The sequence below is a fragment of the Symbiopectobacterium purcellii genome (genome assembly GCF_019797845.1).
Taxonomy (GTDB): Bacteria; Pseudomonadota; Gammaproteobacteria; order Enterobacterales; family Enterobacteriaceae; genus Symbiopectobacterium; species Symbiopectobacterium purcellii.
Genome location: NZ_CP081864.1, coordinates 4,190,762 through 4,205,714, shown reverse-complemented (window position 1 = coordinate 4,205,714; position 14,953 = coordinate 4,190,762). Strand labels below are relative to the sequence as shown.

The following is a 14,953-nucleotide window of genomic DNA, read 5'->3' as shown; positions in this document are numbered from 1 at the left end:
CAAGGTACGGTGCCGGTCAAAGCGCAAAGAGAACCATAATGGAGTTGTGCTCTTTGCAAAATCGATACGAATCGCGCGCTTACTGACTGTCAGCGTGCGTAGTAAATCCCTGGTGCAGGCCACAATTGGTCAAGAGGTTTTCATACAGCCTTATCCCGATAAGCAGGCTGGTGTATTTGTTGTATAACGCGTCATGGTGCGTCTTGAGATAGTCAGAAAATGACGCTTCAGCCAGCAATTTGTTGATCTTCAAATAGCTGATTTTCAAGTGATTGCAATTGTTGATGTACACATCCAACGAGTGATACTTTTTCTGCATCATCTGCTGAAGCAGCGCCGTAATCTGCTCAAGCTCCGTTAAGAACGTATCGTAATCGGCCAATAATTTCTGACGCTCTCCATGACTATCCATATCTTTTTCTTATAGTTATCGCTGTATCGGGGTTTACCGTAGCGCCCCGAAATCTGGACTCCCAGGACGCGCTGTACGCTGTGTATCAGAAGCTTGTCCAATCGGACGTGTTTTTCTCTGTTGATCGCGATGCCGTTGGTAACATGGCGACGGGCGTTGAAGCCTGTGCCACTCTCAGCGCTGACGGCGCGGTGTGATAACCGGCAACGTTGAAGACAGACACTTCTTTGACGAGCTGATCGGCTTGCTCTTTGAGACTTTGCGCCGCGGCCGCAGATTCCTCTACCAGCGCCGCATTCTGCTGGGTGGTCTGGTCCATTTGGCTGACGGCAATCCCGACTTGCTCCACCCCGGTCGATTGTTCTGCGCTGGCAGAGCTTATCTCTGCCACGGTGTCGGTTAACTGGCGAATGGACGTGACAACCTGCTGCATCGTTTACCCTGCCTTATTCACCAGTGAAGAGCCTTGCCCGACCCGCTCTACGCTTGCGGTTATCAGACTTTTAATCTCCTTCGCGGCGTCTGCACTTCGCTGTGCCAGATTGCGAACTTCTCCCGCGACCACGGCGAATCCGCGTCCTTGCTCCCCTGCGCGGGCGGCTTCGACGGCGGCATTGAGCGCCAATATATTGGTTTGAAAAGCGATGCTATCGATAACATTGATGATATCGGCAATGCTGCGGGAACTCTCATTGATGGACTTCATGGTCTCCACCACATCATCCACAACATTGCCGCCTTGCTGCGCTACCGAACTCGCATTTTGCGCCAACACATTTGCCTGACGAGCGTTATCTGCATTATTTTTCACCGTCATCCCCAACTGTGTCATTGATGAGGTTTCTTCCAGCGCACTTGCCTGCTCTTCTGTGCGCGACGACAGGTCGGCGTTGCCTTGGGCTATTTGCATGCTGGCGGTGGCCACGCTTTCGGCGTTGTTTCTGACGCTGATAACCATCCGCGTCAGGGCGGCCTGCATCTCCTTCATCGCTTCCAAAAGTTGGCCGATTTCATCGCGACTGTCCGACCCTATTGAGCCACTGAGATCGCCGACGCTGATACGCTTTGCAGAAGAAAGCGCAAGGGCTAACGGCGTTGTGACGCTGCGCGTTAAGCGCCAGGCAATCAGGCAGCCTAACAGCGTTGAAATCACCGACAGCAGCAACATCCAGTACAGGGCTTTAGTGATATAGTCCTTGGTGATTTGCTTTGCGGTATCTACATAGGCTTCTTGTAATTCAGTAAACTCAGTGAGTTTGTTAAAATAAATCCCCTGAACGTTAGCGATTTCACTAAATACCAGCGCTGTCGCTAATTCATCTTGATCCTCCATGGCATAATTCACTGCTTTATTAATGTAGAGGCTGTATTCTTTCCTGATGTCGAGAAGTTGATTGAAAAGCGCTCGACCTTTTTCCGTATTGATCCCGTTATCGAGTTTTTTGTAGATATTGCTGGCTGAGTTGGTTGTACTGACGATAATTTCTTTAAGGCTTTGCTTTTCCTGATTTTTATTTTCTGGTAGTAAGATTATATCGCGCAGGGTGCGGACGTTGGTATTCAATATATCTTGAATGTCACGCAACATATCGACCTTCACCATTCGATCTTCAGTGATTTCTTCAAGTTCAATTTCGATGTTCTTTATGAAAAAATAACTGAGGGAGGACAATGAGAGCGTTAATATGATTAACACACCAAACCCTAAAAAAAGCCGATTACCAATGCTCATGTTTTTAAAGAAATTCATGCCAATTCCATCTGTTGTATTTATTTAATAATGCATTTCCCTACGATGACTATCTGACTAATTACCCACTGATTCTTTTGCAAAGTAGGTAATGTTTCATTTAATTACAATAGGTTCCCTGGATGTTCGCAAATTCCCCATTATCAATGCATGCACCAAGACACTGGCATAAGAAATCTGTTTGGCTATAAGCCGAAAAACGTTTTTCTCATCTAAGATGAATACGGTTTTGAACCGCTTGTCACCTTACTGAGTTGAGCTTTATGTTAATTTAATGTTGATATCTATATTTGTTGATATTACCCACATATCAAATCGAAGTGCGGAGTGTTGTATAGTCTCACGCTATTATAAACACAAGATCGATCGAAAAAAACGATCATTAAACCGTTTGATTTTTCTTATTCGATCGGTTTTTTCTATCAAGAAAATAAAAATGAATCGATTCAGCTTATGGGACTATTAAGGTAAATTAATAATTTAGAGTGCTAATTATTTTGTTGTTCTGTTTGTGCGTAAAAATAAGAGCCGTAGCACCAAGTTTGCACGGTAGGTCCGATAATGTGAAGATCAGTGAGATAACTGGTCTTGTGATGTGCCGTACTTTTATGATAGTACACCGCCCCTCTCCCAACAATGCATATTGCGCGAACAGAGGGGCGGATAATGTATCAGGTTAAATCAACATTCTTGCTGGCGAACAGCCAGGTTAAAATAAAACCGGTAATATAAGAAACGATGAGACCTGCAATATAAACGGCCATTCCGACAAAAATACCCTGTGCAGATGTCATCAACGGGATGGAGACCAAACCGGAGGGACCGAATACCGTATTCAGGCCGATTGGCAATCCCATCCAGGCTATCGTACCAATAAAGAAACCGCCCATAGCACCACCGCAACAGGCGGTCACAAAAGGTTTCAGGCGTGGCAGCGTGACGCCATAAATCAGCGGTTCGCCAATGCCCAACAGACCGGGGAAAATGGCCCCTTTGATTTGGGTGCGTAACAGCGAGTCTTTCGGGGAACGAACAAAAAGGGCCAGTGCCGCGCCGACTTGCCCAGCACCCGCCATGGCGAGAATGGGAAACAGCGAGTTGAAGCCTTGTGCATCCATCAACGCAAAATAGACCGGCACAAAACCCTGGTGGATACCGAAAACCACCGCAATCAGAAATAGGCCAGCCAAAATGGCACTGCCAAACGGGTTGCCGTTTAAGTGCAGGAACAGCCATGACATGCCTTTAAACAGTTCACCGCCGATAGGCATGATGACGACAAAGGTCACCGCACCGGTAATCAACAATGTCAGGGTGGCGGTGAGGATCATATCAAGGTTGTCAGGCATGATGCGGCGCACCTGCTTTTCGACCCAGGCCCCCAACATACAAGCCAGTAACACACCAATAATATTACCGCGCGGATCGATGGCCAGGCCAAAAAAATGCGACATCCCTGCGTAATAACCCGTCGTACCTTCCGGCACGTAGCGCAGAATAAACAGGGATGCAATGATTGCGCCATTGACGCCCGTTCCGCCAAATGCCTTCTGGGTATTAAAACCAATCAGGATGCTAAGAAAAGTAAACAGACCAATGCTAAACACTTTCATGTAAGCAATCAGACTCTTTAGCCAGACAGCCTGTGCGACACCCTCTACAACCAGCGTTTGCTGTAATAAGGTGGCGATCCCGAGTAATAAACCCGCAGCAGTAAAACCCGGAATCAGCGGGGTGAAAATCGTGGCAAATTTGGTCAGAAAGTTGTGTACCGCGCTTTTCTGCTTGGCTTTGATTTGCTGCTTATTTTGACTGGCTACCTGACGTAAATCAGGAGGATCTTCACCCGTGGGTGCCGATGGAGAAGGGGTAATCAGTAGCGCATTCATCATTTCACTGGCGGTTTGCGCCTTTCCGGGGCCAAGAATGACCTGCAACTGGTCGTCACCGTTTACCACTCCCAGAACCCCAGGTATTTTTTTCAGTGCGTCCAGCGCGATTAATTGACGATCCTTTAACGTAAGGCGCAGCCGGGTCATGCAGTTACCGCAGAGAATGACATTCTCTCTTCCGCCGATGAGATATAAAATCTCTTCGATCATCGAAACGGTTATTTTTGCCATGATTATCGTTATATCTCCTGCAATGTTTTACGGATAAAAGCATTGTTTTTAACGTGAGCCATATCAGCGTTTACACCGACATGTCCCCAGGATCATCACAACTGCTGTTTTGCCATGGCGATTAACGCCTTCTCCTCTTGATATCTGCATGCTAATACCGTCGATACCATGTTAACCACCTTCACGCGCAAATGATAATGCAATGTCAGGGGCAAGGATGCAGTAAATGTCGCATTAAAATAGCGTGTTCTATACCCGTCATACTTCAAGCTGCAGGTGCGTTGGCTACGCTCGTTATTCGGCCCATCCCTGGGCCTCACCTCTTACGAGGCCGCCGCTAGCGGCGTTCAAATCTGCTCCCGGCAGATTTGTCACCCGAATCACTTATTTGAGTAAGCTCATCGGGATAAATGAATCTCATCCCTGAGATTCACCCTACAGGCCAGCGCAGGCGCTGTTCAAATCTGTTCCAGACAGATTTGTCATTCGCTTGCCGCCTTCCTGCAACTCGGATTATTTAGGGTATATACTTGCAGGTAAGTTGCGTTCTGGTTTTTCATCACCACGCTCACTTGTGGATAAGACTATGACAATGATAACGGCAACGCCCCCTGACAATCATGCGTTACACAGCACAGAGATAGAGCAAAAAGTCCTTAAGCGTTCGATTTTGTGTACCTTTTTTATTGCAAGTGCGGGGATTGTCGTTGGTCTGGTTTGCGGATCAATATCGATTATTTTCGATGGTATGTTTTCCATTCTGGATGCCGGAATGTGCTCGCTCTCTTTATTAGTCTCTCGTCTGCTGGGGCAACCCCATAGCCGCCGCTTCCAGTTCGGATTTTGGCATGTTGAACCGATGGTACTGGCATTTAATGGTTGCCTGCTGGTTATTCTGTGTTTGTATGCGTTTGTTAACGCCATTAAAGGGATTATCGATGGAGGGCGCGAATTAGAACTTGGCTGGGCTATCGCTTATGCGATTACTATCAGCATCTTTTGTTTTTCGCTCTACTTTATACAGCGTCGGCTTAACAAGAAAATCAAATCTGAGCTGATTGCGCTGGATACGAAAAGCTGGCTAATGTCGGCCTGTATCAGCAGCGCCTTATTATTTGCTTTTATACTTTCCTGGCTGATGGAAGGCACTCGCTACGAATACCTCAATGTTTATACCGATCCTTTTGCACTGGCGGTTTTGACATTACTGTTAATCCCCGTTCCGGTGAAAACGGTTCTGTCCGCTGTTCGGGAAATTCTACAAATGACGCCGGACAGTCTCGACTGTAAAATCGAATCTATCATGGCACAGTTGACGCTGGAATATGGTTTTCTGGATTATTCAAACTATGCGACGCGTATCGGACGTGGTTTATTTGTTGAAATCCATATTGTCGTTCCCGAGAGTATGGCAGATAGCGGTGTGCAAAAATTTGATAAAATTCGCGATGAGATCGCTCTCTCTATCGGCGAAGATGGCCCCCATCGTTGGTTGACCATCTCCTTCACCCAAGACCCTAAATGGTTGTAGTCTGGGTAAACGGTTTGAATGAGCGGCAATCATTGTCGCCAGTAGAAATTTTGCGTCGTGGTGGCATTGGTTATCTTCTGTCGGACAGCACCTTGTCCTGGAATAAAGCGCAGGCCAGTTTCTATATTCAGTTGTTTATCCACTTTGTGGGTGTGCTCGGCGCGTATAACGTCACGAGAAGGGCCTTTTATCGCTACGGCAGGAAAGGATACCACGGTTGTCACATCGGCGGGTTTTGTTTCGGGTTTCCCAGCGGCATTCACTGGTAACGAAAGCGCGGCTAAAATCCCTGTAATCAATGATAATAATGAGATATTTTTCATAACTGCACCTCAAAGTAGACACCGCTATCCCTGTTATCGGCATGCTTATGGAAAACTGTATCTATGAGAAGGCGCGCTGTGTTTCTATTTTATGTGGTCATAGCTATTCAGAGACTATTCCAATTATATAGCCGTAGGATTTTAACATTACCTGTGCGCTAGCCAGATGTTGGGTTAGGCAAGTGTGAAAGCACCAGTAGGGTGCTCGATAATGTGATGGCATTTTCATTGTGGAGAAGGATAACCAGATGTGTAAAGCAGGGGTTCTAACGGGCGCTATTTTGCTGTTTTGCCAATTTCCCGCTCAGGCGGCAACCGACTGGCAAGTTGGTGATTTTGTCCGCCAAACTCACCGTTGGGATGAAAAATCCAACCGCTTTTTGCCGGGCGCGGCGGAAGGTGAGGGTGATGGTTGCTGGCAGGTCACGGCCATCACGCCAGAGAGCATCTCAATGAAACTGCTAAGTGGCGTCTTTAAGCCCTGGTGGGCGGATAAACCCATCGCGCTTGGCGCAGTAGATGATTGGTTTGATAGCGGTGTTTATAAAGAGGCAAACCCTAACATGCCGCCGTTGTCTGAAATTAAAGCAACATTTTCTAGCGTCGCCTCCTGTCGTTAATCCGGCTTCTGGGGATTCAGTGTTGGTCGACGATCGCGACTGAATCCTCCAGCAGCAGAGGTTTAATCCAGATTTAGCTCGCTGTAGGTCTGCACTACGCGGGAAATAATGCCGTAATCAATCGCTTCCTGGGTGTTCATCCAGTAATTGCGGTCGGTATCCTGTTTCACTTTCTCGACAGGCTGACCGGTGGCATCGGCAATCAGATGATTGACGCGATCGAGCATCCTGATTATTTCTTTGGCTTCGATTTCAATATCGCTAGCCTGACCGCGCACGCCACCCAATGGCTGATGGATCATAAAACGAGTATTCGGCAGCGCGTAACGGTGCTCTTTTTTAGCGGCAAGGAAAATGGTGGTGCCGGCGCTGGCAACCCAACCGGTGCCAATAATATGGACTTCCGGTTTGATAAACTTAATCATGTCATGGATGGTGTCTGCCGCCTCAACGTGCCCCCCTTGACTGTTAATATAGATTTTTATCGGCGCATCGCTGATGCTTTGCAGCAGCAGAAGCTGGGTAACGACCTTCTCGGTCAGCGCCTGATTCACTTCACCGGAGATAATGATCGAGCGCGCATCCAGCAGCTTTTGCTGCATGAGGGAGCTGGTATTGGCGGATTCCGCCTCTTTCTTATCGTCCTGTTCTTTACTCGTGATAAATTGCATGCTGTGCTTTCCTTTTCTGATAATAGCGCTAAGCATAGTCCACGAAAGGCTGAGCGGAAATAACAACGGGTTATCTTCATTGATGAAGTGCCCGTTGGCCTGTGGTGATTCAGGACATCAACCTATTTTGAACCCTAGAGGGCACCCTGTTTATTACTGAGAATGACCCGTCATCCGTTTTTGGGTTTTATTCGGCAATCACCCATCGTTCTTCGCCATACCAGAGTTGTGAATGCGCTAAATCCACGAATTTACGCTCATCCTCAATAAGCTCCTGAAGCGCGCGTAAGCCGTTCTCTGTTTTTCGAGCTGCAAGATGTGATTCCATATCGTCCCACCATAGCTCGGCGCAGCCATCAAAGTCGACAGGCTCTGCGTTCCTGGTGCGCTGAAGTGCGCACTGCGCCGCCGTATCTGTGAAAGGAATGGTTTGAATGTATCGGCGAATGCCGAGAAGCGCCGCATGTTTGCTAACCAGCGAGGCATGATTATTTCGCCAGTAATGATCAAATTCTTCCCGCGTTAAGCGAGGGTGTCTTTTTACACACATGATGAGTTTTAGCATGTTATGGCTCCTTTTATTCTGGAGCGTCAAATCTTACACTCTGACAGTAATGTCAGAGTCAAGGGGGGCGTGATGCAAATTGGGAAACTGGCTGAACTGACTGGCGTGAGCATCCGCATGCTACGCTACTATGAAAATGCGGGGCTGCTGCATCCAACGCGTACGGAAACCGGCTACCGAGACTTCGCTGTGCATGATGCTGACGTGGTAAGGCGTATCCTGATGTTGAAGCGAGCGGGTTTCACGCTGCCGGTGATTGCCAGCGTACTGAACTGCGTGCGTGCGGGGGCTAGGCCCTGTGATGCGTTGAAAATGAAAATACGGGAACAGCTAGCCCTAATCGACCGTCAGGTTGACGCTTTGGGGCAGAGCCGGGAGTTGTTGAAGGGGTTGCTTGCTGTCCCCCATCAATAGCGACATCTTTTACCAGCACCGGCAAAATCACGTGCTGGGATTGGTCTCTTTAGCGGTGGAGGGCATGATTTCGTTGGTGGCTGCCATTATGGTAAGTATTCCGGCAAACAGATCTATTCACTTTTTCAGACTCATGATGCGCTTTAGCGGGGAAAATGTAGCGTCTCAGGCAGGTGAGGATTTTAGAAGCGTGCGCATCTGACCAAAGCTTAAGACTGCTGGTGTGCCAGCCAGTGGCGATATAGCGAAACGTTCTTGATTCATCCACTGCGGATTTTTCTGCCTTGCGAGACAGTGAAGGGCAGACGCTGGATGCCAGCAACTTACGCGCCGCATCGCGCTTTTCACGGGCTGCTGCCAATGAAATCAACGGGTAAGCGCCAAGGGCGAGGCGGTTCTCTTTACGCTCGAAGGTATAGCGGAAATACCACCGCTTAGCACCGTGAGTAGATATCGTTAGATAAAGCCCTAACGCATCGGTGAGCTTGTATGGTTTTTCGAGGTTTTTAGCTGAGCGAGTCTTGCTATCCGTTAACATGGGCAAGTCACTTCGTTCATCGAACTGAATGACCCGTAATTTGACCCACTTTTTTCCGGATACCCAGGGATAACTAAGAACGTATCAGGAAAGATTTTTATGCCACTCTGGTTACATTACAAACACATAGGGATTTATAGGAACGTATAGGGAGGCATAAAAAAGGAGAAATGGTGCCCGGACTCGGAATCGAACCAAGGACACGGGGATTTTCAATCCCCTGCTCTACCGACTGAGCTATCCGGGCAACGGGGCGCATTAAACCGTATTGGGTCAGTGCCGTCAATGAGTTTATATCACATTCCCGTACGAATGCTGTGAATTCGAGCAGCAACGTGCATTTTTGCAGCAAAAGTGCTTTTTCTGGGTTTGGGAACCCGCCAGGCAAACGTTTTCTTATTAGCCCCAAGGTGTATTGTGTTTGCTGAAAAACCGTGCCACTATGACGCCGTTTTTTACTCCCCATTCACGAGCGGTTAAAGAGGGCGTCACTATGTCAGATTCATTGCGCAAGGTGCAGGTTGTACGCGCCGGGCTGTCTATGATGCCTGCTAGTGGGTTCGGTTTCCGCTTGTCTGCATTATCTCGATTATCCTCCTTCACCATGCGGTGAGGCGTTCAGATGCTCACTGTTAGGCATGAGTAAGAACAGCGCATCGCTCTGATTTTACTGATGTCTATCGGACGGGGCTGGATCCAGTTTCTCCTTACGTGTTAAGCCGTATAGGCAAAAAGCGGTATTTGTCAGTCGCACCGTCTGGTCTTTTCATAAGATTAATGTATATCTGTTTTAATCTGCGGATATGCCATCTAGGCCTGACAGTGATGACGCTTTACACGGTGCCTTTGCGCCACTACTCATCCTTAAGTGTTTGGGTTTGGTTACATGAAACAGTTAAAAATTGCAGCGAACGCGACGGTTGCGGGCCGTCTTCATACCCAGCGAGAAATTGTCTCTCTGAGTCAAACTGACTTTACTGATGTGGCCGCGGTCGTTGTTTCTCTTGAAGAGGCGCGATGTGGGGTGTTGTCGCTGTTGCAGCATACCGGTTTCGGCATTCCGGCGTTCGTGGTGAACGAGCCTTGGTATTCAGCTGAGGACATGTTGCCATCGGGCAGCAGTTGGCTGCGCGTTGACGGTGCGGGCGAGCACGCACCGCTACTGGAGAAAGCCGCAGCGGATTATCAGGCCGGTTTATTGCCGCCGTTTTTCGATACGCTGTCCAAATATGTCGGCATGCGTAATTCCACCTTCGCTTGCCCAGGACATCAAGGTGGCCAATTTTTTCGCAAGCATCCCACCGGGCGTCAATTCTTTGAGTTCTATGGCGAAACGCTCTTCCGTTCCGATATCTGCAATGCTGATGTGAAACTGGGCGATTTGCTGATTCATGAAGGGGCGGCGAAAAAAGCGCAAAAGTTTGCGGCCAAAGTATTTAATGCCGACAAAACCTACTTCGTACTCAACGGCACCTCGTCAGCCAATAAGGTCGTGACCAACGCGTTGCTGACGCCGGGCGATCTGGTGCTGTTCGATCGTAATAACCATAAATCCAACCACCACGGTGCGCTGATTCAGGCGGGTGCGACGCCTATTTACCTCGAGACGGCACGCAATCCGTTTGGCTTTATTGGTGGGGTGGATGCGCACTGCTTTGATGAAGCTTACCTGCGTGGCTTGATTCGGGAAGAGGCGCCGCATCGCGCGGATGCGCCGCGTCCGTTCCGTCTTGCGGTGATCCAGCTCGGCACTTACGATGGCACCATTTACAACGCGCGTCAGGTGGTGGATAGCATTGGCCATCTCTGTGATTACATCCTGTTTGACTCTGCCTGGGTGGGCTACGAGCAGTTTATCCCGATGATGGAGCAGTGCTCGCCGCTGTTGCTGGAGCTGAATGAGAACGATCCGGGCATCTTTGTTACCCAATCGGTTCACAAGCAGCAGGCGGGTTTTTCACAAACCTCGCAGATCCATAAAAAGGACACGCACATTAAAGGGCAGAAGCGGTTTTGTAACCACAAGCGCTTTAACCACGCCTTTATGCTGCATGCCTCGACCAGCCCGTTTTATCCGCTGTTTGCGGCGCTCGATGTTAATGCAAAAATGCACGAAGGCAGCAGTGGTCGCCGACTGTGGCTCGAATGCGTCAAGCAAGGTATCGATACCCGTAAGCAACTGCTGGCCCGCTGTTCGTTGATCAAACCTTTTGTTCCGGATCTGATCGACGGCGTGCCGTGGCAGGATCACGCCACGGACGACATTGCCCAGGATGTGCGCTTCTTCAATTTCGAGCCGGGAGCAGCCTGGCATGCGTTTGAGGGATATGCGCAAGGCCAGTACGTTATCGATCCGTGCAAACTGTTGCTGACTACGCCCGGTATTGATGCCAGCAGCGGTGAATATACCGATTTCGGCATTCCTGCCACCATTTTGGCCAACTACCTGCGTGAACATGGCATCATCCCAGAGAAAAGCGATCTTAACTCGATCCTGTTTCTGCTGACGCCAGCGGAAGATAGCGCCAAGCTGGCGCATCTGGTGGAGGCGCTGGTGCGCTTTGAAGCGCTGATTGCGCGCGATGCGCCGTTAAGCGAAGTGCTACCGAATCTCTATCACAAGTATGAACAGCGCTACTCAGGCTACACGCTGCGCCAATTATGTCAGGAAATGCATGATTTCTATGTTAGCCACAACGTGCAGTATTTGCAGAAAGCCATGTTCCGCAAAGCGACGTTACCGCGTGCCGTGATGCTGCCGCAGGCGGCAAACACAGCCTTTGTGCGCGGAGACGTCGATTTGATCCCACTGGCTGAAGCTGAAGGCCGTGTCGCGGCAGAGGGGGCGCTTCCTTATCCGCCTGGGGTGCTGTGTGTGGTGCCGGGAGAAATTTGGGGCGGGGCGGTGCTGCGTTACTTCCTGGCGTTAGAGGAAGGCATTAACCGTATGCCGGGCTTCTCACCGGAGTTGCAAGGCGTTTACAGCGTTGAGCAAGCGGATGGCAGTAAGCGCTTGTGTGCACATGTGATTCAGGAATAAGCGGTATTAACGGCGCGAGGCATAACCCCTCGCGCCGTTTTTTTATTCGGTGGCAGAGGTGGGCGTTGCCTCGATTTCGCCATTAGCCGCAGCGCGATGCTTTTTCAGTCCGTACCAACCCACAACCAGTAAGAGAGCCAACACCGGAGTGGAAGCAATGGTCCAGGTGCCGTTCGGGTAGTCAAATGCCATCAGCACCACCACGCCCAGCAAGAACAGCAGTGTCAGCCAGGAGGTAAACGGCGCACCGGGCATCTTGAATGAAACGGGCTCGGCTTTCCCCTGTTTGATGGCCTGGCGCAGCTTCATTTGGCACAGAATAATGAATGCCCAGGAACAGATAATGCCGACAGAAGCCATGTTCAGCACAATCTCAAACACCTGCGACGGCACAATATAGTTCAGGAATACTCCAACGATATGGATTGCCACTGTCACCATGATGCCAGTATAGGGAACAGACTGTGCACTCATTTTCGACAGAAAATGCGGCGCTGAGCCACCCTGAGACAGTGAGCGCAAAATGCGTCCGGTCGAGTAGAGGCCAGAGTTCAGGCTGGATAACGCTGCCGTGAGTACGACCACGTTCATCACATCGCCCATGTAGGGCACGCCCAGCTTGCTAAAGAAGGTGACAAACGGGCTTTGCCCGGCCTGATAGGCATTCCACGGTAACAGACACACCAAAAGCACGATAGATCCCACGTAAAACAGAGCGATACGCCAGATAACGCTGTTGACGGCTTTAGGCAGAATGCGCCGGGCGTCTTTGGCTTCACCGGCAGCAGTGCCGATGATCTCGATGCCGGCGAAGGCGAAGATCACGCCCTGAACCAACACCAATGCGGGCAATAATCCGTGGGGGAACAGGCCGCCGTTATCACTGATGAGATGAAAACCGGTTGGGTTACCCGCAACAGGGTGACCGCTTGCCAGAAACACCGTACCGACAATCAGGAACACTGAAATGGCGGCTACCTTGATCAAGGCAAACCAGAATTCCATCTCGGCGAACCATTTCACACCAATCAGGTTCATGGTGGTAACAATGGATAGCGCACCTAAAGCCAGTACCCACTGCGGCACATCGGCAAACGTTCCCCAGTAGTGCATATAGAGCGCAACCGCCGTGATATCCACAATGCCGGTCATTGCCCAGTTAAGGAAATACATCCAGCCTGCGAGGTACGAGCCTTTTTCGCCGAGAAATTCTCGCGCATAAGAGACAAAACTGCCGCTGGAAGGGCGATGAACGATCAATTCGCCGAGTGCTCGCAAGATAAAGAAAGAGAAGATACCGCAGGTCAGGTACACCAGCGCCAATGAAGGACCTGCCAGTTGCAGGCGAGCTCCTGCGCCTAAAAACAGTCCGGTACCGATAGAGCCGCCAATGGCGATCATCTGCACGTGGCGTTTACTAATGCTTTTTTGGTAACCCTTTTCGTGGGAGTCGAGCCAGTTTTTTTTGCTGGTCTGATGCGTCACATCTGTTGTGTTGTGGTGTGTCATGCTCAGTTTGTGTTCCTGCTGGTCTTTCATGCCCGATGGCGTTTGGTTTGACGTTGCGGTCATGCAGGTGCGCGGTGTGGTGCTTCTCCTCGCTCCGCAGTCATAACCCTTTGTTATGTTTGTTTCGGGCAGCGATGCTACCCTTTCTCGTCTGTGCTGGCAAAAAAACGTCAGCGGCGGACAAACGCGTGAAAGCATGGCATGCGGAAAGAGCGTGTGGAACCGGACAAAAGGCTGAAAGGCGTTATCTGAAAAAATCCCCTTCTGGCGCATACTTACGCCAAAAGGGGACATTGATTAACGGCGATAGTTTTTCTGCGTCGAATTGACTTTGTAGAGATAGCGCCGTGATTCGGATGACGGGTGCTTGGTGGTCAATGTATCGTAGACTTCGCCCGGCGACATCTGGTTGATCAGGCTAACGGCCCTGTCCTTGTCGCTGGAGAACACACGCAGTACGCTGCCCGCACCACCGTTATACGCGGTAATAACCGCATAGCGACGCGAGGTGGGGTTCTCGATACCCCCCAGATAGGTGTTTTTCAGAATCGCCAGATAGGCCACGCCGGTATCGATGTTGTTCTCGGGATCGAACAGATAGCTGCGGCTCGGTTGCCCCCATTTTCCCTTGCTCTTAAACACATCACGTCCGGCGCTGTGCTGCACCACCTGCATCAGCCCTAATGCGTCAGAACGGCTCACCGCGTAAGGGTTAAAGCTGGATTCGGTTTGCATGATTGCCAGAATCAGCGATTCTTCAATGCCATAGCGCTCGGAAGCCTGGCGAATCAGCGGCAGGTATTTATGCGCTCGTTTGTCCAGATGGTTTGGCACCAGTTGGAAGGTGACGGACCAGATCACATGCAGCCCGGAGGTCCGTTTCTGCAAGCGGTTTTGCAACAGATAATCGGCAAAGCTGGCGGCGCGTCCTTCCCAACGAATGGGTTGTCCGGTGTTATCTAATACCTGCCCGTAAAGCATCGGTTCACGGCTGATTTGAATGTCATTGGCGTCAGAGTAAAGGTCTGTATTGCTGGCGTCGTCGCCCATTAACAGTGTGGTGATGATGGCCTGGCGTAAACTCGGGGCGTAATTGGTCGCTGAAATGGTCTCGATAGTAATCGTACCGGCATCAAAGTTGATGTGACTACGGGTTTGATATTGATCGGTATACTTGACGTAGTCTTTCGGGCCGGCAATCAGCACTTCGTTCAGGCCCCAGATATTCTCGATGTTATGGGCGAGCTGCCCCATCAGAATGTCAAAGGCGTTGGTATCCTTGATGAATTCTTCATTATTGAGATCGCCGCGCTTGCCGGAACAGGAGATCAGCAAGGGCGCAACGAGCAACAACGCTAGCAATTTCTTCATAGATGATTCGTTATAAGTATCTTGTTATTAACGGTTCGTTAGCAACGCGGTGTCAGCATAAAGAGACAAAAGGGCCATAAGGCCCT

At 49.9% G+C, this 14,953-nt stretch carries 13 protein-coding genes, 1 tRNA gene and 1 pseudogene; 4 read left to right on the top strand and 11 right to left on the bottom strand.

The features are described 5' to 3' along the window. Positions 1 to 79: 79 nt before the first annotated feature. The 4 genes from K6K13_RS19480 to murP all read right to left on the bottom strand — a co-directional run bounded on the left by K6K13_RS19480 (position 80) and on the right by murP (position 4,285). The gene (locus K6K13_RS19480) at positions 80 to 412 is read right to left on the bottom strand and encodes a hypothetical protein (RefSeq protein WP_222158455.1); all 333 of its coding nucleotides are present in this window, start codon (positions 410 to 412) and stop codon (positions 80 to 82) included. 85 nt (positions 413 to 497) lie between these two features. Then, positions 498 to 845, bottom strand: a complete 348-nt coding sequence (locus K6K13_RS23470) for a methyl-accepting chemotaxis protein (RefSeq protein ID WP_286206772.1) — start codon at positions 843 to 845, stop codon at positions 498 to 500. A gap of 3 nt (positions 846 to 848) precedes the next feature. Further along, the gene (locus tag K6K13_RS19475; protein WP_286206771.1) at positions 849 to 2,162 is read right to left on the bottom strand and encodes a methyl-accepting chemotaxis protein; all 1,314 of its coding nucleotides are present in this window, start codon (positions 2,160 to 2,162) and stop codon (positions 849 to 851) included. A 671-nt stretch (positions 2,163 to 2,833) separates the two neighbouring features. Continuing rightward, positions 2,834 to 4,285, bottom strand: coding sequence for a PTS N-acetylmuramic acid transporter subunit IIBC (gene murP / locus K6K13_RS19470; protein ID WP_222158454.1), 1,452 nt, complete (start codon positions 4,283 to 4,285; stop codon positions 2,834 to 2,836). A 592-nt stretch (positions 4,286 to 4,877) separates the two neighbouring features. On the opposite strand from murP, the gene K6K13_RS19465 reads away from it, so the two are divergent. Next, the gene (locus tag K6K13_RS19465) at positions 4,878 to 5,816 is read left to right on the top strand and encodes a cation diffusion facilitator family transporter (protein WP_434064585.1); all 939 of its coding nucleotides are present in this window, start codon (positions 4,878 to 4,880) and stop codon (positions 5,814 to 5,816) included. Between the two features lie 29 nt (positions 5,817 to 5,845). Here K6K13_RS19465 and K6K13_RS19460 read toward each other — a convergent pair whose 3' ends face one another. Then, complete coding sequence (locus K6K13_RS19460; protein ID WP_222158453.1) at positions 5,846 to 6,139, bottom strand: hypothetical protein; 294 nt, start codon at positions 6,137 to 6,139, stop codon at positions 5,846 to 5,848. Positions 6,140 to 6,387: 248 nt separating this feature from the next. On the opposite strand from K6K13_RS19460, the gene K6K13_RS19455 reads away from it, so the two are divergent. Beyond that, positions 6,388 to 6,759: a hypothetical protein gene (locus K6K13_RS19455; RefSeq protein WP_222158452.1), complete on the top strand. Its 372-nt coding sequence runs from the start codon at positions 6,388 to 6,390 to the stop codon at positions 6,757 to 6,759. Positions 6,760 to 6,821: 62 nt separating this feature from the next. Here the strand turns inward: K6K13_RS19455 and K6K13_RS19450 are convergent, their stop codons facing one another. Together K6K13_RS19450 and K6K13_RS19445 are read right to left on the bottom strand one after the other, a co-directional pair. Then, on the bottom strand, positions 6,822 to 7,430 hold the full coding sequence (locus K6K13_RS19450; protein ID WP_222158451.1) for an ATP-dependent Clp protease proteolytic subunit: 609 nt from the start codon (positions 7,428 to 7,430) through the stop codon (positions 6,822 to 6,824). Positions 7,431 to 7,617: 187 nt separating this feature from the next. Next, the gene (locus tag K6K13_RS19445; protein WP_222158450.1) at positions 7,618 to 7,995 is read right to left on the bottom strand and encodes an EthD domain-containing protein; all 378 of its coding nucleotides are present in this window, start codon (positions 7,993 to 7,995) and stop codon (positions 7,618 to 7,620) included. Between the two features lie 72 nt (positions 7,996 to 8,067). Between K6K13_RS19445 and K6K13_RS19440 the strand changes: the two genes are divergently transcribed. Further along, positions 8,068 to 8,409 (top strand): MerR family transcriptional regulator, encoded by a 342-nt coding sequence (locus K6K13_RS19440; RefSeq protein ID WP_222158449.1) that lies wholly within the window; start codon positions 8,068 to 8,070, stop codon positions 8,407 to 8,409. A gap of 148 nt (positions 8,410 to 8,557) precedes the next feature. On the opposite strand, the pseudogene K6K13_RS19435 reads toward K6K13_RS19440, so the two are convergent. Further along, positions 8,558 to 8,947, bottom strand: a pseudogene (locus tag K6K13_RS19435) (tyrosine-type recombinase/integrase); the annotation flags it as partial. Positions 8,948 to 9,118: 171 nt separating this feature from the next. Next, positions 9,119 to 9,194 (bottom strand) — tRNA-Phe (locus K6K13_RS19430). A 639-nt stretch (positions 9,195 to 9,833) separates the two neighbouring features. Between K6K13_RS19430 and K6K13_RS19425 the strand changes: the two genes are divergently transcribed. Beyond that, positions 9,834 to 11,987 (top strand): ornithine decarboxylase, encoded by a 2,154-nt coding sequence (locus K6K13_RS19425; RefSeq protein WP_222158447.1) that lies wholly within the window; start codon positions 9,834 to 9,836, stop codon positions 11,985 to 11,987. Positions 11,988 to 12,029: 42 nt separating this feature from the next. Here the strand turns inward: K6K13_RS19425 and ansP are convergent, their stop codons facing one another. Continuing rightward, on the bottom strand, positions 12,030 to 13,496 hold the full coding sequence (gene ansP, locus K6K13_RS19420) for an L-asparagine permease (protein ID WP_222161183.1): 1,467 nt from the start codon (positions 13,494 to 13,496) through the stop codon (positions 12,030 to 12,032). Positions 13,497 to 13,793: 297 nt separating this feature from the next. Further along, entirely contained in the window at positions 13,794 to 14,867 is a 1,074-nt protein-coding gene (gene mltC / locus K6K13_RS19415) for a membrane-bound lytic murein transglycosylase MltC (RefSeq protein WP_222158446.1), read from the bottom strand. Between the last annotated feature and the right edge of the window lie 86 nt (positions 14,868 to 14,953).